This is a genomic window from Streptomyces sp. NPDC059092 (assembly GCF_042756365.1).
Taxonomy (GTDB): Bacteria; Actinomycetota; Actinomycetes; order Streptomycetales; family Streptomycetaceae; genus Streptomyces.
In genome coordinates, this window is the sequence record NZ_JBHZEJ010000011.1 from 133,437 (window position 1) to 150,907 (window position 17,471).

17 protein-coding genes are annotated in these 17,471 nt (G+C 70.1%); 10 read left to right on the forward strand and 7 right to left on the reverse strand.

Annotation, left to right across the window (positions count from 1 at the left end):
• The first annotated feature begins 221 nt into the window (after positions 1–221).
• Both ACFXPL_RS09950 and ACFXPL_RS09955 read left to right on the forward strand, forming a co-directional pair.
• Positions 222–1,103 (forward strand): DUF5707 domain-containing protein, encoded by an 882-nt coding sequence (locus ACFXPL_RS09950; protein WP_384915377.1) that lies wholly within the window; start codon positions 222–224, stop codon positions 1,101–1,103.
• Between the two features lie 143 nt (positions 1,104–1,246).
• Positions 1,247–1,627 (forward strand): VOC family protein, encoded by a 381-nt coding sequence (locus tag ACFXPL_RS09955; protein WP_384915380.1) that lies wholly within the window; start codon positions 1,247–1,249, stop codon positions 1,625–1,627.
• Positions 1,628–1,632: 5 nt separating this feature from the next.
• On the opposite strand, the gene ACFXPL_RS09960 is transcribed toward ACFXPL_RS09955, so the two are convergent.
• Positions 1,633–4,335: a cation-translocating P-type ATPase gene (locus ACFXPL_RS09960; protein ID WP_384915383.1), complete on the reverse strand. Its 2,703-nt coding sequence runs from the start codon at positions 4,333–4,335 to the stop codon at positions 1,633–1,635.
• Positions 4,336–4,458: 123 nt separating this feature from the next.
• Positions 4,459–4,812, reverse strand: a complete 354-nt coding sequence (locus ACFXPL_RS09965; protein WP_384915386.1) for a DUF2530 domain-containing protein — start codon at positions 4,810–4,812, stop codon at positions 4,459–4,461.
• A 236-nt stretch (positions 4,813–5,048) separates the two neighbouring features.
• Here ACFXPL_RS09965 and ACFXPL_RS09970 point away from each other — a divergent pair, with 236 nt between their 5' ends.
• Positions 5,049–6,503: an NCS2 family permease gene (locus ACFXPL_RS09970; RefSeq protein ID WP_384915389.1), complete on the forward strand. Its 1,455-nt coding sequence runs from the start codon at positions 5,049–5,051 to the stop codon at positions 6,501–6,503.
• 77 nt (positions 6,504–6,580) lie between these two features.
• Here the strand turns inward: ACFXPL_RS09970 and ACFXPL_RS09975 are convergent, their stop codons facing one another.
• On the reverse strand, positions 6,581–6,763 hold the full coding sequence (locus ACFXPL_RS09975; RefSeq protein WP_384915392.1) for a ribbon-helix-helix protein, CopG family: 183 nt from the start codon (positions 6,761–6,763) through the stop codon (positions 6,581–6,583).
• A 229-nt stretch (positions 6,764–6,992) separates the two neighbouring features.
• Here ACFXPL_RS09975 and ACFXPL_RS09980 point away from each other — a divergent pair, with 229 nt between their 5' ends.
• Both ACFXPL_RS09980 and ACFXPL_RS09985 read left to right on the forward strand, forming a co-directional pair.
• Positions 6,993–7,439 (forward strand): MarR family transcriptional regulator, encoded by a 447-nt coding sequence (locus ACFXPL_RS09980; RefSeq protein WP_365810155.1) that lies wholly within the window; start codon positions 6,993–6,995, stop codon positions 7,437–7,439.
• Between the two features lie 365 nt (positions 7,440–7,804).
• Complete coding sequence (locus ACFXPL_RS09985; RefSeq protein WP_384915438.1) at positions 7,805–9,067, forward strand: MFS transporter; 1,263 nt, start codon at positions 7,805–7,807, stop codon at positions 9,065–9,067.
• Positions 9,068–9,150: 83 nt separating this feature from the next.
• On the opposite strand, the gene ACFXPL_RS09990 is transcribed toward ACFXPL_RS09985, so the two are convergent.
• Positions 9,151–9,759 carry a Uma2 family endonuclease gene (locus ACFXPL_RS09990; RefSeq protein ID WP_384915395.1) on the reverse strand — a complete coding sequence of 203 codons (609 nt, stop codon included), beginning with the start codon at positions 9,757–9,759 and terminating at the stop codon, positions 9,151–9,153.
• 110 nt (positions 9,760–9,869) lie between these two features.
• On the opposite strand from ACFXPL_RS09990, the gene thpR reads away from it, so the two are divergent.
• Complete coding sequence (thpR, locus tag ACFXPL_RS09995) at positions 9,870–10,511, forward strand: RNA 2',3'-cyclic phosphodiesterase (protein ID WP_384915397.1); 642 nt, start codon at positions 9,870–9,872, stop codon at positions 10,509–10,511.
• A gap of 187 nt (positions 10,512–10,698) precedes the next feature.
• Here thpR and ACFXPL_RS10000 read toward each other — a convergent pair whose 3' ends face one another.
• Entirely contained in the window at positions 10,699–11,688 is a 990-nt protein-coding gene (locus tag ACFXPL_RS10000) for an aldo/keto reductase (RefSeq protein WP_384915400.1), read from the reverse strand.
• Positions 11,689–11,941: 253 nt separating this feature from the next.
• Between ACFXPL_RS10000 and ACFXPL_RS10005 the strand changes: the two genes are divergently transcribed.
• Positions 11,942–12,271, forward strand: coding sequence for a hypothetical protein (locus tag ACFXPL_RS10005; RefSeq protein WP_384915403.1), 330 nt, complete (start codon positions 11,942–11,944; stop codon positions 12,269–12,271).
• 107 nt (positions 12,272–12,378) lie between these two features.
• Here ACFXPL_RS10005 and pip read toward each other — a convergent pair whose 3' ends face one another.
• The gene (pip, locus tag ACFXPL_RS10010; protein WP_384915405.1) at positions 12,379–13,419 is read right to left on the reverse strand and encodes a prolyl aminopeptidase; all 1,041 of its coding nucleotides are present in this window, start codon (positions 13,417–13,419) and stop codon (positions 12,379–12,381) included.
• Positions 13,420–13,455: 36 nt separating this feature from the next.
• Here pip and ACFXPL_RS10015 point away from each other — a divergent pair, with 36 nt between their 5' ends.
• Positions 13,456–14,487 (forward strand): WD40 repeat domain-containing protein, encoded by a 1,032-nt coding sequence (locus ACFXPL_RS10015; protein WP_384915408.1) that lies wholly within the window; start codon positions 13,456–13,458, stop codon positions 14,485–14,487.
• 85 nt (positions 14,488–14,572) lie between these two features.
• Here the strand turns inward: ACFXPL_RS10015 and ACFXPL_RS10020 are convergent, their stop codons facing one another.
• The gene (locus tag ACFXPL_RS10020) at positions 14,573–15,385 is read right to left on the reverse strand and encodes a TetR/AcrR family transcriptional regulator (protein WP_384915411.1); all 813 of its coding nucleotides are present in this window, start codon (positions 15,383–15,385) and stop codon (positions 14,573–14,575) included.
• A 133-nt stretch (positions 15,386–15,518) separates the two neighbouring features.
• Here ACFXPL_RS10020 and ACFXPL_RS10025 point away from each other — a divergent pair, with 133 nt between their 5' ends.
• The gene (locus ACFXPL_RS10025) at positions 15,519–16,445 is read left to right on the forward strand and encodes an ATP-binding cassette domain-containing protein (RefSeq protein ID WP_384915413.1); all 927 of its coding nucleotides are present in this window, start codon (positions 15,519–15,521) and stop codon (positions 16,443–16,445) included.
• Entirely contained in the window at positions 16,442–17,359 is a 918-nt protein-coding gene (locus tag ACFXPL_RS10030; protein ID WP_384915416.1) for an ABC transporter permease, read from the forward strand. The genes ACFXPL_RS10025 and ACFXPL_RS10030 overlap by 4 nt, the downstream gene beginning before the upstream one ends.
• Positions 17,360–17,471: the final 112 nt, after the last annotated feature.

Here is a 17,471-nt window from a genome sequence, read left to right on the forward strand (position 1 = left end):
CGGCGGGGCGACTGACCGACCGGCCGGCGGGGCCCCCGGAGTCGGTGCCGGTGCTTCGGCATCGGCTGATTTTTCGGCGCCTTCGCAAAAAGGTCATGATTCCGTACAACTATTCACATGCGTATCCCGTCTGGTCTGTCGAGTCACCAGGCTCAACAGACCAGACGGGCCCCGCCGTACGAACGACGCACCGCGGGGCCCCTTCTCCACTTGGGGAACGCATGCGTATTCGCGCCACTGTTGCCGCTGTCTCCGGCGCCCTGGCCCTGTCCGCTCTCGCCGTACCGGCCTCCCAGGCCGCGCAGCCCGGTGCCGGCCATGACCGCCCGTCCGCCCCGGACTACGGCTTCTCGGTCCAGCACGGCGCCGCCGTCGCGCCGAAGGCCAAGGGCCTCACCGCCACGGCGAAGGCCGCCGCCGCTCCGGTCATCACCAAGACGGTGGTGAACGGCGGCAAGCCGATCGTCGTCGGCACCACCGCCACCAAGAAGGTCACCGTCGCGATCACCGCGACCCACGCCTCGGGCATCGCCGACGCCGGCACGCTCCTCTGGATCGGCAAGGACCTCAACGACGACGACGCCTTCGGCTTCGGTCAGAACGAGGACAAGGCCACGTGCAAGGCCGCCAACGCCACCACCTCGACCTGCACGCTCACCGTCACGGTCGACCCCGGCCTGCTGATCAACACGGACGCCACCTACTGGAACGTCGGCGCCGCCGTGCAGGCCAAGAACGAGACGGTCACCCAGAACGACAAGTACGGCAAGATCCGCTTCCAGCGGCTCTCCAAGCTGACCGTCGACGCCTCCCCGGAGCCCGTGAAGAAGGGCAAGACCCTCACGGTCACCGGCAAGCTGTCGCGCGCCAACTGGGAGACCGCCACCTACAAGGGCTACGCCACGCAGACGGTGAAGCTCCAGTTCCGCAAGAAGGACAGCAGCACCTACACCGACGTCAAGACGGTCAAGACCTCCAGCACCGGCACGCTGAAGACCACGACGACCAAGACGACGGTCTCCGGCTACTGGCGCTGGAGCTTCGCCGGTACGGCCTCGACCCCCGCGGTCAACGCCACCGGTGACTACGTCGCCGTGAAGTAGCGGGCGGCGGCGGGAAGCCCCCGCCGCGGCGCGCCCCGGCGTGCACACCGGCCATGCCCGGCGTGCACGCCGTCCCGGCCGTGTACCCCTGCCACGGGAGCGGCACCACGCGTGTGTGCGACGGCCGGGGGTAAGCGCGGTGCATGACTGTCGCGAAGAAGAGCGTTCTCATCCTTGACTGTGCCGAACCCGCCGAACTGGCCGGGTTCTACGCGTCCTTCCTCGGCGCCGAGACCCGCGTCGGCGCGGATCCGGACCTCGTCGAGGTCGTCGGCCACGGCGGGGTCCATCTCGCGATGCGGCGGGACCACGGCTACGCACCGGCGAGCTGGCCGCGTCCCGAGAGTTCCCAGCAGGCGCACCTGCGGATCACGGTGTCCCAGGGGGAGATCGACGAGGCGGAGCGCGAGGCGATCGCCCTCGGCGCCCGGCCCCTCGACACCAAGGACAACGGCGGACCGCTGGACACCCGGATCTACTCGGACCCGGCCGGCCACTCGTTCACGCTGGCCGTCTCGCGCTGACACCGCTACGAGGCGGGGAACCTGCGCCCCACCCACCGCCAGCACAGCTCCAGCACCACCGACGCCGCCACGGCGATCCCCACCGCGGCCCACGGCACCGTCGTCCCCACCAGCTTCAGCGCGAAGAAGTGCTGAAGCGCCGGTACGGCCAGCACCACCAGGAACGCCGCCCCCATCGACACCACGAGGCAGATCCGCCACCACGTGTACGGGCGCGCGACGATCGCCAGCACCCACATCGACACCAGGAACAGCGTGAGCGTGGCCGCGCTGGTCTCCGCGCCGAGCGAGTCGGAGCCGGTGTAGGCGTGCCTGGCCAGCAGATACGTGGCGAACGTGGCGACCGCCGCGATGATGCCAGAGGGCACCGCGTACCGCATCACCCGCCGTACGAAGTGGGGCCGCGCGCGCTCCCTGTTGGGGGCCAGCGCCAGGAAGAACGCCGGGATGCCGATCGTCAGCGTCGAGAGCAGGGTGAGATGGCGCGGCAGGAAGGGGTACTCGACCTGGAAGCACGCCACGAGGATCGCCAGCAGCACCGAGTAGACGGTCTTCGTGAGGAAGAGCGTCGCCACCCGCGTGATGTTGCCGATGACCCGGCGGCCCTCCGCCACCACCGAAGGCAGCGTCGCGAAGCTGTTGTTCAGCAGCACGATCTGGGCGACGGCCCGCGTCGCCTCCGAGCCCGAGCCCATCGAGACGCCGATGTCCGCGTCCTTCAGCGCCAGGACGTCGTTGACGCCGTCCCCCGTCATCGCGACCGTGTGGCCGCGTGACTGGAGGGCGCCGACCATGTCGCGTTTCTGCTGCGGGGTGACCCGGCCGAAGACCGCCCCCGTGTCGATCGCGTCGGCCATCCCCTCCCGTTCGGCGGGGAGGTGCCGGGCGTCGACGGTCTGCTCCGCGCCCGACAGGCCGAGCTTGCCGGCCACCGCGCCGACGGAGACCGCGTTGTCACCGGAGATGACCTTGGCGGCCACGTCCTGCTCCGCGAAGTACGTGAGGGTCTCGGCGGCGTCGGGCCGCAGCCGCTGCTCCAGGACGACGAGGGCGGTCGCCACGGCGGCGGACGCGGCTTCGGGGGAGTCGAGGGCGGGGCCCGCCGCACTCACGTCGCCCGCGGTCACCTTGCCCGTACCGCCGTCGCCCGCACCGTCGGCACGCGTACCGCTGTCTCCCGTACCGCCGGCACGCGTACCGCTTCCGCCGGTACCGACGCGGGCGAGCAGCAGGACGCGCATGCCTTGGCGGTTGAGGTGGTCGACCTCGGCGAGCGCCGGATCGTCCGCGGGCAGCAGCACATCGGGCGCGCCGAGCAGCCAGCGCGAGACGCCGTCGCCGTCGCCCTTTGCGGCACCGCCGCCGTCGGGCCCCGCGCCGTTCTCCTCGAACGCGGCGCCGCTGTACTTCCGTACGGACGAGAAGGGCAGCGCCGCCGTCACCGGCCATCGCCCGCGCTCGCCCCGGTACGCGTCGATGATCGCCTGGAGGCTGGCGTTGGGGCGCGGATCGGACTCCCCGATCGCGCCGAGCACCTTCCGTACGTACGACGCGTCCGCGCCCCCGAGCGGGCGCAGCTCGCTGACGTCCATCCCGCCCTCGGTGAGCGTGCCCGTCTTGTCGAGGCAGACGACGTCGACGCGCGCGAGCCCCTCGATGGCGGGCAGCTCCTGGACGAGGACCTTGAGCCGGCCGAGCCGGATGACCCCGATCGCGAAGGCGACGGAGGTCAGCAGCACCAGGCCCTCGGGGATCATCGGGACGATCCCGCCGACGGTCCTGGCGATGGAGTTCTTGAAGTCGTTCTGCTTGACGACGAGCTGGCTGAGGATGAGCCCGATCGCCGTCGGGATCATCATCCAGGTCACGTACTTGAGGATCGTGCTGATGCCGTTGCGCAGCTCGGAGTCGACCAGGGTGAAGCGGGACGCCTCCTCGGCGAGCTGCGCGGCGTAGGCGTCGCGCCCGACCTTCGTGGCGTGGAACGCGCCCCCGCCGACGACCACGAAGCTGCCGGACATCACGGGGTCGCCGGGACGTTTCAGCACCGGATCCGCCTCGCCGGTGAGCAGCGACTCGTCGATTTCGAGGCTCTCGGCCTCGGCCACCACACCGTCGACCACGACCTTGTCGCCGGGGCCCAGCTCGATGAGGTCCCCGAGGACGATGCCGGAGGTGGAGATCTCCGCCGCGACCCCGTCCCGCCGTACGGTCGGCCTCGCCTCACCGATGACCGCGAGACCGTCGAGGGTCTTCTTGGCGCGCAGCTCCTGGATGATGCCGATGCCGGTGTTGGCGATGATGACGAAGCCGAACAGGGTGTCCTGGATCGGTGCGACGAAGAACATGATCACCCAGAGCACGCCGATGATCGCGTTGAAGCGGGTGAAGACGTTCGCCCGGACGATCTCGGAGGTGGACCGGCTGCTGCGCACGGGGACGTCGTTGACCTCCCCGCGCGCCACACGCTCCGCCACCTCGGCGGTGGTCAGCCCGGTGTGCCGACCGACGGGCGGGGGAGGCGTCATGGGGTGTACGGGGTCCAGCTCGGCGCCCGCGTCGATGGCGGGGGTGGCGGGGGCCGGGCCGTGCTGTTCCGGGTGGTGCGGTCCCGCGCCCGGTGGCTCCGCGCCGCGCCACGCCACGCCGTGCGGCCCGGAGCCGTGTGGTTCCGTGCCGCCGGTGTTGATCTTCGCCCGCTGCGTCATGTTCCGACGGTACGGCGGGGAGGGCCCCTCCACCCGCCGGCCGGAGCGAAGATCAGACCCCCGGACGACGGTTCGGGTGAGGAATCGTCCCTGGGCAGTACGGCCGGGAGGAGAAAGTAGGGGTCACGCCCTGCCGGGGCCGGACGCGTCCGGCCCGTCGTCCTCTTCTTCCTTCCGCGCGGCGGCCCGGGGGCCGGCTTCGGTCCCTGCCGAGGTCGCTTCCGCTTCCGCCGCCGAAGCCGCTCGCTTGAGCGCCGCGTCGCGGCCCCGTACGTACCAGATCCCGATGAGTCCGAGCCCGGCGCCGGCGAGGCAGGTCCAGATCCACCAGGCGTGCCCGTGGTCGCTGTACCAGCCGTAGAACGGGAGCTGGAGGAGGAAGAGGGCGAACCAGATGATCGTGCCGCCCGTGACGGTGCCGACGACCGGCCCCTCCAGAGGCTCGGGCGCGGCGTGCTGGGGCGTGGGACCGGTCATGGGATCAGTGTAAGTGGGGGTGGGTGGAGGGACGGAGGGCAGGCGGCTCATGGGTCTACGCGCGGAGATAGCGATCTTTCCGTGATCTGTTCATACTGAAACGGTTTGTGGGTGTCTGGTTTTGTTCGTTTGAACATCCAATGGAAACCGCATGAACACATCAGTCTGATCAAGTTTCGCCGCAGCCCCGCCCCACCTTTCCTCCCCCTCCCCTCGTCTGACGTCTGAGGTTCCGCATGCCTTCCTCGGCCACCGCTCCGGTCGGTTCCGATGCCCAGCCGCCCACCCCCGGGCAGTCCTCCGGCGGGCTCGACGGCTTCTTCAAGATCTCGGAGCGCGGCTCCACGATCGGCCGTGAGGTGCGGGGCGGCCTCGCCACCTTCTTCGCGATGGCCTACATCATCGTGCTGAACCCGATCATCCTCGGCAGCGCGAAGGACATGTACGGGCACCAGCTCGACAACAGCCAGCTCGTCACCGCGACGGTGCTGACCGCCGCCTTCTCCACGCTGCTGATGGGCGTCATCGGCAATGTGCCGATCGCCCTCGCGGCGGGACTCGGCGTCAACACCGTCGTCGCCCTGCAACTCGCCCCCCGGATGAGCTGGCCGGACGCGATGGGCATGGTCGTCCTCGCGGGTCTGCTGGTGATGCTGCTCGTCGCCACCGGTCTGCGCGAGCGCGTGATGAGCGCCGTACCGCTCGGGCTGCGCAAGGGCATCGCGATCGGTATCGGCCTGTTCATCATGCTGATCGGGCTGGTCGACTCCGGGTTCGTCTCCCGCATCCCGGACATCGCCCGGACCACCGTGCCGCTCCAGCTCGGGGGCAACGGACATCTGGACGGCTGGCCGGTCCTCATCTTCGCCCTCGGCGTGCTGCTCACGCTCGCGCTGATCATCCGAAAGGTGCCGGGCGCGATCCTGATCTCCATCGTCACGATGACGGTCCTCGCGATGATCATCAACGCGATCGCCAAGGTGCCGAACTGGGGTCTGACGGCCCCGAAGTGGCCGGGCAACCCGGTCGCGAGCCCGGACTTCGGCCTGATCGGGCACGTCAGCCTCTTCGGCGGCTTCGAGAAGGTCGGCATCCTCACCGGGGTGCTGTTCGTCTTCACCGTGCTGCTCTCGTGCTTCTTCGACGCGATGGGCACGATCCTCGGCGTCGGCGACGAGGCCAAGCTGATGGACAGGAACGGCAACCTCCCCGGGATGAACAAGGTCCTCTTCGTCGACGGCATCGCGGTCGCCGCGGGCGGCGCGGGCTCGGCCTCGGCCAACACCTGTTACGTGGAGTCCACGGCGGGCGTCGGCGAGGGAGCCAGGACCGGGCTGGCGTCGGTGGTGACGGGCCTGCTCTTCGCGGCGGCGCTGTTCCTCACACCGCTGGCGACGATGGTCCCCTCCCAGGCGGCGACCCCCGCGCTGATCGCGGTGGGCTTCCTGATCCTGGCCGGTTCCGTACGGGACATCGACTGGAGCGACTTCACGATCGCCGTGCCGGCCTTCCTGGCCATGGTGATGATGCCGTTCACGTACTCGATCACCAACGGCATCGGCATCGGCTTCATCACCTTCAGCGTGCTGCGCCTGGCGACCGGGCGGGGCCGTGAGGTGCCGGCGGCGCTGTACGTCGTCTCGGCGGTCTTCGTCTTCTACTACGCGATGCCGGCGCTGGGCCTGACCTGAGGCGCCCGCCGGCCCTTCCCCCGGCTCGCGGTTCCACCTGGCCCGCTGCTCCACCGGCCTGCGGCTCCATCGGCCCGCTACTGCACGCCGTAGAACCGCTCCGTCTCGTCGACGGCCGCCTTGAAGCGTTCGTCGAAGTCGTCACGGATGAGCGTCCGGGTCACATAGTCCTGGACGCTCATTCCGCGTATGGCGGCATGGTGGCGGAGCCGGTCGAGCAGCTCACCGTCGATCCGCAGGCTGAGCACTGTCGATCCCATACGCACCAGAGTCGGGGGCGCGCGGCGCCCGGCGGATCGCTTTCTGCCTCAGTCTCACTCGTTCGAGTGATCTTTCCCTGAGATCTCCCCCTGGATCCGGCGCGCGATCCGGCGCGATCCGGCGTGCGGTCCGGCGCTCGAAGCGGCGCTCGAAGCGGCCTCCGATCCGGCCGAGAGTCGTGCTGCGCTCCGGTGGTATTTAGCTTGGGTAATGAGTTAAGCTAAATACATGCCTGACCTGCCCCACGGTGACGAGAATGAGAACGACGCCGCCGTGAACGCTCTCCGCTCCGCCGTCATGCGGCTGGGCCGGCGACTGAAGCACCAACGTGTGGACGAGTCGCTGTCCCCGACCGAGATGTCGGTGCTGGGTACGCTCGCGCGCTGTGGCTCCGCCACCCCGGGCGAGCTGGCCCGCAAGGAGCACGTGCAGCCGCCGTCGATGACCCGCATCGTCGCGTTGCTGGAGGCGAAGGGTCTTGTCAGGCTTGAGCCGCACCCCGACGACCGTCGGCAGAAGGTGGTCAGCCAGACCGAGCGGGCCGAGGCGATGCTCGAAGAGAGCCGCCGCAAACGCAATGTCTGGCTGGCGACCCTCGCCGAGGGCCTGGACGAGGACGAGTGGGCGAAGCTGCGCGCTGCCGCTCCCGTGCTGGAGAAGCTCGCCCACTTGTAGACCGCGCGCCGTAAGGAGGCGAACCCCCATTGAGTACGGGATCCGGAGCAGACTCCGCCCCCGCACCGATATCCACCCACGACAGCACCACGCGTGTAAGCACCACCCCTGACGGTGCCCTTCCCGACGGCACCATCGCCGAGGCGGACGACCCGGACGCCATAGGCACCACCGACGGCACCGGCCCCCTCGGCCGCACCGCACCGATCCCCCCGGCCGGCCCGACCGGTCCCGGTCACGGCCCCGGTCACTCGACCGGCCGTACGGACTCGACGGACCGTACCGAAGCCGCTGATCCCGGTGACCCGACCGGCCGCGGCGACTGCGCCGAGAGCAAGCCGGCACCCGGCGGGACCTTCTCCTCGCTGAAGATCCGCAACTACCGCTTGTTCGCGACGGGCGCCGTCGTCTCCAACATCGGTACGTGGATGTCCCGCGTCACCCAGGACTGGCTGGTCCTGAGCCTCACCGGCTCCTCCGCCGCCGTCGGCATCACGACGGCCCTCCAGTTCCTGCCGATGCTGCTCTTCGGCCTCTACGGCGGCGTCATCGCCGACCGTTACCCGAAGCGTCAGCTCCTGCTCTTCACCCAGGCGGCGCTGGGCCTGTGCGGCGTCTCCCTCGCCGTGCTGACGCTCTCCGGGCACGTCCAGGTCTGGCATGTCTACCTGCTCGCGTTCCTGCTCGGCATGGTCACGGTCGTCGACAACCCGACCCGCCAGTCCTTCGTCTCCGAGATGGTCGGCCCGGACCAACTGCGCAACGCGGTCAGCCTCAACTCGGCCAACTTCCAGTCCGCCCGGCTGGTAGGACCGGCGGTCGCCGGTGTGCTGATCACCACCGTGGGCAGTGGCTGGGCGTTCATGCTGAACGGCCTCTCCTTCCTGGCCCCGCTCATCGGGCTGCTGCTGATGCGCCCGCACGAGCTGCACCGGTCCGTCCGCGTACCGCGTGCGAAGGGGCAGCTCAGAGAGGGGCTCCGCTACGTACGCGGCCGTCCCGACCTGATCTGGCCGATCGTCCTCGTCGGCTTCATCGGTACGTTCGGCTTCAACTTCCCGATCTGGCTGACGGCCTTCGCGCACGAGGTCTTCGCGGGCGGAGCCGGGCTCTACGCCTTCTTCAACATCCTGATGGCCGCCGGCTCCCTGGCCGGCGCCCTGCTCGCCGCCCGCCGGCGCTCCAGCCGGGTCCGGCTGCTGATCCTGGCGGCGATGGCGTTCGGCCTGCTGGAGATCGTGATCGCCTTCTCGCCGTCCGTCTGGATGTTCTCGCTGCTGCTCCTGCCGATCGGCATGATCGGGCTGACGACGAACATCAGCGCCAACACGAGCGTGCAGATGGCCGCGGACCCGGAGATGAGGGGCCGCGTGATGAGCCTCTACATGATGGTCTTCGTCGGCGGCACCCCCATAGGCGGCCCGCTCCTCGGCTGGGTCACCGACACGTACGGCGCCCGCGTCGGCTTCGCGACGGGCGGCGTGGTCTCCCTGCTCGCGGCGGCGGCGATCGGCCTGATCCTCACGCGGGTGGTGGGGGTACGGCTCAAGGTCGACCTGCGCGGCGGACGGCCGCACATGGAGTTCGTACCGAAGGAGGCGCGCGAACGGCTCGCGACGGCTGCGTGAGCCGTGAGCCGTGAGCCGTGTGTGACGAGGGTGGTCCTGGCCGGCGGGTGCCGGCCGGGACCACCTTTTCCGTCGGTCGCGCGTCAGCCGCGGGGGAACTTGTCGGTCTCCAGGATCAGGCCCAACGGGGTGGTGCTGAGGTCGATCGCCGTGCCGAACAGGACAGTCAGCTCAGTGGCGTACTCGTCGTCCTTCGGGTCCGTGTAGACGCGGCACCTGCCGGTATAGGGATCGGCGATCAGATAGACGGGGATACCGGCGGTGGCGTACGTCGTCTTCTTCGCGCCGTAGTCGTTGACGGCTGTGCCCTTGGAGATCACCTCGGCGATGAACTCCACGTCTTCGGGGTCCCATCGCCCGTCCGCACCCTGTGAGGCGTCGTCAGCCAGTTTCGCCACATCGGGGCAGAATCCGTTGAGGTGTCCGGGGAAGTCGATGCGTACGTCGGACATCACCACGACGTCCATGCCGAACTTGTCCTCCAGGGCCCGCACGATACGGCGGATGATCTCCCAGTGGACCCGGCGCTGCGGCGACATGAAGATGTTCCCCTCGACAATCTCGACCTTCACTCCCTCGGGGACGGGCATTTTTTCGAGCGCGCCGAACAGCATGTCCAGTGTCAGCTCGGAGCTCTCGTCGGCCATGGCGATCCTGTCGGTGTCGATCCTGTCGGTCTCTACGACGGTCATTCTGGCGCTCCTCCCCTGCTTCCGCATGGATGCGGTAGCCGCGCAGTACAACGATACGTACGGTGACCGGGTTACGCCCCGTATGTCATATGACCGGCAGAATCGTTTCCATGAGCCTGACGCCCCTCAGACTGTTCGCCGCCGTCCTGCCGCCCGCCGCTGCCGCCGTCGAGCTGGCCGATGCCGTACGGCGGCTGCGCGATCTGCCCGGGGCCGACCAGCTGCGGTGGACCGGGCAGGAGGGCCGGCACTTCACGCTCGCCTTCATGGGCGAGGTGGACGCGGCGCTGCTGCCCGAGCTGACCGTACGGCTGGAGCGGGCGGCGTACCGGACCGAGCCGTTCCGGCTCCGTGTCCACGGCGGCGGGCACTTCGGCGGCCGTACGCTGTGGGCCGGCGCCGCCGGGGGCATCGACGAGCTGCGGCTCCTCGCGGAACGCGCCGGCGCCGCCGCGCGCCGGGCCGGGGTGCCGATGGACGAGCGGCACCACTCCTACCGGGCGCACCTCACGCTCGCGCGCAGCGGTCAGGGCGGTCAGGGCCGTGGCGTCGATCTCCGTCCGTACGTCGAGGCCCTGGCGGACTTCGAGGGCCGGGCGTGGGACGTGTCCGAGCTGGTCCTCGTACGGAGCCGGCTGCCCGTCTCGGGGGTGGTTGGGGAGCAGCCGCGGTACGAGGCGATCGCGCGCTGCCCGCTCGGCCGGGGCCGCCGGGGGCACCCGGGCGGCGGTGCTGTCGGACCCGGCCGTTAGTCTCGACCCGTGGACCCGAAGACCCGTAACCGCATCATGGCCGCCGTGCTCGTGCTGATGTTCGCGATCATCGCCGTGGCGGCCGCGGTCGGCTGAGCCCCGTTGGGACAGGACCCGGCCGACCGCCACCGTCGTACGTGCGGCTCCCGTGGCCTCTCTCAGGCCCGGCCAGGAGCCGTCACAGGAGCTACCAGGCGAAGGCTTCCGGCGACGGCCCCGGGCCGGGGAAGATCTCGTCCAGCTCCGACAGGACCTCCTCGGAGAGCGTGACGCCGACGGCCCGAACGGCCGATTCGAGCTGGTCGAGCGTCCGCGGGCCGACGATCGGGCCCGTCACCCCCGGCCGGGTGAGCAGCCAGGCCAGCGCCGCCTCGCCCGGGTCGATGCCGTGCTTGTCGAGCAGGTCCTCGTACGACTGGATCCGCGTGCGGGTCGCGGGGTCGGCGAGGGCGTCGGCGGAACGGCCGGCGGCGCGGCGCCCGCCCTGCACCTCCTTCTTGATCACTCCGCCCAGCAGACCGCCGCCGAGCGGCGACCACGGGATGACCCCGAGCCCGTACTCCTGTGCGGCCGGGATGACCTCCATCTCGGCGCGGCGCTCGACCAGGTTGTAGAGGCACTGCTCGCTGACCAGGCCGTACGAGCCGAGGCGGCGGGCGGTCTCGTTGGTCTGGGCGATCTTCCAGCCGGGGAAGTTGGACGAGCCCGCGTAGAGGATCTTGCCCTGCTGGATCAGGGTGTCGATGGCCTGCCAGATCTCCTCGACCGGGGTGGAGCGGTCGATGTGGTGGAACTGGTACAGGTCGATGTGGTCGGTCTGGAGCCGCTTGAGGCTGGCGTCGACCGCGCGGCGGATGTTGAGTGCGGAGAGCTTGTCGTGGTTGGGCCAGGAATCCCCGTCGCCGGCCATGTTCCCGTAGACCTTGGTGGCGAGGACGACCTTGTCGCGGCGGTCGCCGCCCTTGGCGAACCAGGTGCCGAGGATCTCCTCGGTGCGGCCCTTGTTCTCGCCCCAGCCGTAGACATTCGCGGTGTCGAAGAAATTGATACCCGCGCCGAGCGCGGCGTCCATGATGGTGTGGCTGTCGGCCTCGTTGGTGAGGGGGCCGAAGTTCATCGTCCCGAGGACGAGTCGGCTGACCTTGAGTCCGGTGCGTCCGAGCTGCGTGTACTCCATGACTCCACACCCAACTCGTTCGAGCGCACTCAAGGCAAGAGCGGGTACGCCTTGTGGCGGCCTGTTGTCATGGTCCGGCGGGTCGGGGTCCGTTCACTTACGAGTGATCGCAAATCGGTCGATCAACTTCTTTCAGGCCATTGTTCGTTGTATTGGGCATGATGACCCTCTTTCGTGATCAACCTCCACTCCGAGTGGCCGAGCGCGGGCCCTCGTGTCCGTCCGTCTTCGCATCGGAACACCGGAGGTTTCTTTGATCACTCGCACGCGACGCACCGTCGCCGCCGTCGCCGCGACGCTTGCTCTCGGCGCGGGCGGGCTGCTGACCGCGGCGGTTCCGGCGACGGCCGCGCCGAAAGCCCCGGCCGCCCTCACCTGTAGCCACCAGCTCCTGACCGGAAGCGGGGGTCACAAGGGCGCGGCCATCACCTGCAAGGGGTCCACCTTCACGGGCGTCATCGACTGTAAAAAGGGCGATCTCGTCTACAGGCACTTCGGCAACCGGGCCGGCTCGGGCGGTACGTCCACGGTCTGGTGCGACCTCGGGGCCCAGGTGGTGTTCGCGGGCGGAACCCCCTCGTGAGGCCCTCGTGAGGCTCTCGTGAGGTAGCGGGCGGCGGATCGCTCCGCCCGGCCCCCCGCCCTGACGGTCGGCGGGCCGTCAGGACGGGGGCGGCGCGGGCCGACGGGTCAGTCCGCGAACGAGTCGAGCGCGTTCCGTACTTCGCGCTGTCCCGCGGCGCTCCCCTTGTGACCCGCGTCGTCGATCACCACCAGGCGCGCGTCCGGCCAGGCGCGCGCCAGCTCCCAGGCGGTGCCGAGAGGCCCGGCCAGGTCGTGCCGCCCGTGGACGAGGACCCCGGGAATGCCAGCCAGCCGACCCGCGTCGCGCAGCAGGGCGCCCTCGTCCAGCCAGGCTCCGTGGCCGAAGTAGTGCGCACAGATCCGGACGAACGCCTGCTGCTGGAGCGGCGGCCGATCGGCGTACGGGGTGGGGGAGCCGTTGGGCTCCTGGGAGAGCACGGCGTCCTCCCAGGCGCACCAGTCGACGACGGCCCGCTCCCGTACGGCAGGGTCGGGGCTCTCCATCAGGCGGGCGTAGGCGGTCACGAGGGACGGCGCGGCGGCCGTACGGTGGTCCATCCCTTCGGGGACGGCGTCCGGTTCCCCTGCCGTCCCCTGCCGGGCGCCGTCGCGGAAGCGGTCCCACTGCTCGGGAAAGAGCCGCCCGACGCCCCCGTACAGCCAGGCGGTCTCCGAGCGCCGGGTGGCGGTGACGCCGGAGATGACGATCTCGGAGACGCGCTCGGGGTGCCGTTCCGCGTACGCGAGGATCAGCGTGGACCCCCACGAACCGCCGTACAGCAGCCAGCGGTCGATCCCGAGGTGGTCGCGCAGCCGCTCCATGTCGGCGACGAGATGATCCGTGGTGTTGTGCCGCAGGTCGACGGCGGGATCGCTCGCGTGCGGGGTGCTGCGCCCGCAGTTGCGCTGGTCGAAGAGGACGACGCGGTAGCGCTCGGGGTCGAAGTGCCGCCGGGCGTTCGGGTGACTCCCCGAGCCGGGGCCGCCGTGGACGACGAGCGCGGGCTTGCCCCGCGGGTTGCCGCAGACCTCCCAGTGGACGCGGTTGCCGTCGCCGACGTCGAGCAGGCCGTGGTCGTAGGGCTCGATGGGCGGGTGGACGGGCGAGGCGGGTGACGTGGACGAGGCTGCGGGGACCGTGGTCATGGCACATCACGCTACGTGGGGTGGCAGGCTGGGGGAATGCGTTTTCCCTCGCGCGGTCGTGGCCGCCGTTCCGGAGCCTTCGCCGTCCTGCCGGCCATGCTCGTGTCCCTGTTCGTGTGGGGGCCGGCCACGGCCTCGGCGGCCGACGACGGGAAGCCCGACCAGAACTTCACGATCAAGGACGAGCGGATCACCGAGTCCAGCGGCCTGGCCGCCAGCCGCCTTCATCCCGGCGTGTACTGGACGCACAACGACAGTGGTTACGGACCGCAGGTCTACGCCGTGGACTCCCGTACCGGCGAGACCGTCGCGACGATCACGATGCGGGGCGTCGGCAAGCCCCGGGACGTGGAGGCCATCTCCATCGGCTCCGACGGGAACGTCTATGTCGGTGACATCGGCGACAACCTCAACGGCACCTGGGAACACGTCTGGATCTACCGTTTCGCCGAGCCGAAGCAGCTGGGGGACGCGACGGTCCAGGCCACGCAGTTCACCGTCAAGTACGCCGACGGGGCGCGCGACGCCGAGGCGATGATGGTCCATCCCAAGACCGGGCGGGTCTACATCGCGTCGAAGAACGAGGACGGCGGCGGGCTGTACGAGGGCCCGGCGGAGCTTTCCCCGTCCGGTACGAACACCTTCCGGCGGATCGGCGAGGTGCCGTGGGTGACGGACGGGGCGTTCTCGCCGGACGGCGAGGAGTTGACGCTCCGCTCGTACTTCAGTGCCCGCGCCTACGCCTGGAAGAACGGCCGGATCGGCGCGGACCACCGCGTACGGGCGCCCATCCAGCGGCAGGCGGAGTCGGTGACGTACACGACGGACGGCGGCGCGCTGATGTTCGGCTCGGAGGGCAGCCAAAGCGATGTCGTACGGGTGGATCTGCCGAAGGGATCCGGCGGCAACGCGTCGTCCGGAGGCGGAAGTTCCTCAGCCGGTGACAGCGGCACGGGAAGCACCGCTTCCGGGGGCGAGAAGACGGGGAGCGCCACGCTCGGGGCGATCGTCCTCGCCGCGGGGGCGGTTCTGTACCTCGGCTACAAGCGGCTGCGGCGCAAGGGCTGAGGCGCGGGGGCTGAGGCGCGAGGGCTGAGGCGCGAGGGCTGAGGCGCGAGGGCTGAGGCGCGGGGGGTACGTGGAGGTACGGAGGTCAGGGGCGCCGCTCGGCGGCATCCGATGACTGTGGCCGCTCCCGCCGCCGTTCCTGCGGTGGCGCCGTACGCCGCTCCACCAGGACCTCCAGGCCGTCCAGCAGCCGCTGTAGCCCGAATTCGAAGTGGTCGAACTCGCTGCCGAACGACTCCTCGGAGAGCGTGGCCATGACCGGGTACACGCCGCTGGTCATGGCCCTGGACAGGAAGGGCTCCTGGGCCTTCCAGAACTCCTCGTCCGTGATGCCGCTCTTCTTCTCGGCCTCGATGGCGTGCACCTGCGTACGCGCCGCGCCGGTCACGTAGCCCTCGACCATGATGATCACCGATACCCGCTCGGGATCGCTCAGCCCCATGTCCTGAAGGCGGGACAGGGTCTTCTCCAGTCCCCTGACGGCGTTGGGGCCGAGGACGGGCCTGGCCTGGTTGACCGCCAGCAGCCATGGGTGGCGCCGGTGCAGCGCGAGGACCGCGCGCGCCATGTCCTCGACCGCCGCGCGCCAGCCCGCGTCGACGCCGCCCGGCGGATCCTCCGTCTCGCCCTGGACGTGGTTGAGCATCAGGTCGAGCAGCTCCGCCTTGCCCGGGAGGTAGCGGTAGAGCGACATCGTGCCCGTGCCCAGCTCTGTCGAGAGGCGGCGCATGGACACCGCGTCGAGGCCCTCGGCGTCGGCGAGCGTGACCGCGGTCGTGACGATCCGGCCCAGTGTGAGGCCGGGCTTGGGGCCGCGGCTGGGGCGCTCGCCCGTGTCCCAGAGGAGTTCGAGACTGCGTGCGAGATTGCCGCTGCCGCTCACTTCGGTCGAGGTCATGGGGCCAGTTTAATGCCCCCGGAAATAAATGAGTACGCCGTACTCATTTATGGGTACGCTGTACTCAGTTTGGTCGGTGAGGCCGGTGACGGGAGGGGTGACTGTGGGCGAACACGCAGTGCTGGCGGAAGGCATGCAGAAGAGATACGGAGAGAAGCGCGCGCTCGACGGCTTCGATCTGGCCGTGCGCCGGGGGACAGTGCACGGGCTGCTCGGGCCCAACGGTGCGGGCAAGACCACGGCGGTCCGGGTCCTGGCGACCCTGCTGCGGTTTGACGGCGGACGGGCGGAGGTGGCGGGCGTCGATGTGGCGCGCGACCCGCGGGCGGTCCGTAGGCGGATCGGCCTGACCGGGCAGTACGCGGCGGTCGACGAGATTCTGACCGGGCGACAGAATCTGGAGTTGTTCGGCCGGCTCTTCCATCTCGGGAGGAGACGCGCGGCGCTGCGCGCCGGTGAGCTGCTGGAGCGGTTCGATCTGGCCGACGCGGCGGACCAGAGCGTCGCCGGGTACAGCGGCGGGATGCGGCGGCGTCTCGATCTGGCCGCGTCGATGATCCTCGCCCCGCAGGTCCTCTTTCTGGACGAGCCGACGACCGGGCTCGATCCGCGGGGGCGGGGAGAGGTCTGGGAGGCGCTGCGCGCGCTGGTGGCGGACGGGACGACCGTGCTGCTGACCACGCAGTATCTGGAGGAGGCGGACCGACTGGCCTCCCGTATCACGGTTATCGACCAGGGCCGGGCGATCGCTGACGACAGCCCGGCCGAGCTGAAGAACACCGTCGGAGGCGACCGGATCGAGGTCGTGGTCGTGGAGAGCCGCGACATACCCGCGGTGGTACGTGCGGTGGCCCGGGGAGCGGGGGACGGCGCGCGGGTGGAGACGGACGACGAGGCGCGCCGGGTGCACGCGCCGGTCCGGGACCGGGTCGCGGCGCTGACGGAGGTGGCGCGGACGCTTCAGGGCGAGGGGATCGCGGTGGAGGACATCGGGCTGCGCAGGCCGAGCCTCGATGACGTCTTCCTCCGGTTGACAGGGAAGGAGGTGGTGGCGGCATGAGCGTCACCCTGAAGGACGGAAGCGCTGAGGGAGAGGCCGGTGGGGAGGCCGTCAACGAAGGGAGCGGGAGCAGGAGCGGGGACGCGTTCAGGCGTTGGGGTGCGTTCGGGTGCGGAGGCGATCGCGGGCGGGCGTACTGGGCGGTGGTCGACTGCTGGACGGTCGTACGCCGCTATCTCGCCCACTTCCAGCACCAACCGAGCGCCATCGTGTGGCAGTTGGGGTTCCCCCTCCTCTCCGTGCTGCTGTACGGGTATGTCTTCGGCAGCGCGATGCGGGTGCCCGGCGGCGGGGATTACCGGCAGTTCCTGATGCCGGGGATGTTCGTGATGACGATGGCCTTCGGTTTCATGAACACGGCGGCCATCGTGGCCACGGAGCACACGCGAGGAATCATCGACCGGTTCCGGTCGATGCCGATGGCTCCCTCGGCGGTGGTCACCGGTCGGGGTGTCGGGGACCTGATCACCGCGTGCGCCGAGCTGACGATCCTGGCCGCCACCGCGCTCGCGATCGGCTGGCGTTCGAGCGGCGGTGTGCTGAACACCCTGGCCGCGTTCGGGCTGCTGGTGCTTCTGCGCTTCTCGCTGATCTGGGTGGGGGTCTGGCTGGGGCTTCTGGTCCCCGGACCCGAGCAGGCCGGCAATCTCTTCGTCGTAGCCTTTCCGCTCACCGCGATCTCCAGCATCTTCGTGGCTCCCTCACTGATGCCGGACTGGCTGGGCACGGCGGCCGTCTGGAACCCGGTGTCAGCGACGGTCACGGCGACGCGCGAGCTGTTCGGCAACCCGGTGGCGAGCGGAGGATCCTGGCCGGAGGAGCACGCGATGCTCCTGTCGGTGGCCTGGCCGGTGCTGCTGACGGCGATATTCACTCCCCTCGCGGTGCGGAGGTTCCAGGGGCTCGGGAAATGAGTGGCGGGGGGCCCCGCCGCCCCCGCCGCCGGCCCCCCCCCCCCCCGCGCGCCCCCCCCCCGCCGGGGCCAACCCCGGCGGCGAGGGGGGGCGATAAGGGAGAGAGGCCACA

Excerpts from the sequence above, each read along its gene's own strand:
- ACFXPL_RS09950 (WP_384915377.1), top strand. The coding sequence starts at position 222 with ATGCGTATTCGCGCCACTGTTGCCGCTGTCTCCGGCGCCCTGGCCCTG.
- ACFXPL_RS09955 (WP_384915380.1), top strand. The coding sequence starts at position 1,247 with ATGACTGTCGCGAAGAAGAGCGTTCTCATCCTTGACTGTGCCGAACCC.
- ACFXPL_RS09960 (WP_384915383.1), bottom strand. The coding sequence starts at position 4,335 with ATGACGCAGCGGGCGAAGATCAACACCGGCGGCACGGAACCACACGGC.
- ACFXPL_RS09965 (WP_384915386.1), bottom strand. The coding sequence starts at position 4,812 with ATGACCGGTCCCACGCCCCAGCACGCCGCGCCCGAGCCTCTGGAGGGG.
- ACFXPL_RS09970 (WP_384915389.1), top strand. The coding sequence starts at position 5,049 with ATGCCTTCCTCGGCCACCGCTCCGGTCGGTTCCGATGCCCAGCCGCCC.
- ACFXPL_RS09975 (WP_384915392.1), bottom strand. The coding sequence starts at position 6,763 with ATGGGATCGACAGTGCTCAGCCTGCGGATCGACGGTGAGCTGCTCGAC.
- ACFXPL_RS09980 (WP_365810155.1), top strand. The coding sequence starts at position 6,993 with ATGCCTGACCTGCCCCACGGTGACGAGAATGAGAACGACGCCGCCGTG.
- ACFXPL_RS09990 (WP_384915395.1), bottom strand. The coding sequence starts at position 9,759 with ATGACCGTCGTAGAGACCGACAGGATCGACACCGACAGGATCGCCATG.
- thpR (WP_384915397.1), top strand. The coding sequence starts at position 9,870 with ATGAGCCTGACGCCCCTCAGACTGTTCGCCGCCGTCCTGCCGCCCGCC.
- ACFXPL_RS10000 (WP_384915400.1), bottom strand. The coding sequence starts at position 11,688 with ATGGAGTACACGCAGCTCGGACGCACCGGACTCAAGGTCAGCCGACTC.
- pip (WP_384915405.1), bottom strand. The coding sequence starts at position 13,419 with ATGACCACGGTCCCCGCAGCCTCGTCCACGTCACCCGCCTCGCCCGTC.
- ACFXPL_RS10015 (WP_384915408.1), top strand. The coding sequence starts at position 13,456 with ATGCGTTTTCCCTCGCGCGGTCGTGGCCGCCGTTCCGGAGCCTTCGCC.
- ACFXPL_RS10020 (WP_384915411.1), bottom strand. The coding sequence starts at position 15,385 with ATGACCTCGACCGAAGTGAGCGGCAGCGGCAATCTCGCACGCAGTCTC.
- ACFXPL_RS10025 (WP_384915413.1), top strand. The coding sequence starts at position 15,519 with ATGCAGAAGAGATACGGAGAGAAGCGCGCGCTCGACGGCTTCGATCTG.
- ACFXPL_RS10030 (WP_384915416.1), top strand. The coding sequence starts at position 16,442 with ATGAGCGTCACCCTGAAGGACGGAAGCGCTGAGGGAGAGGCCGGTGGG.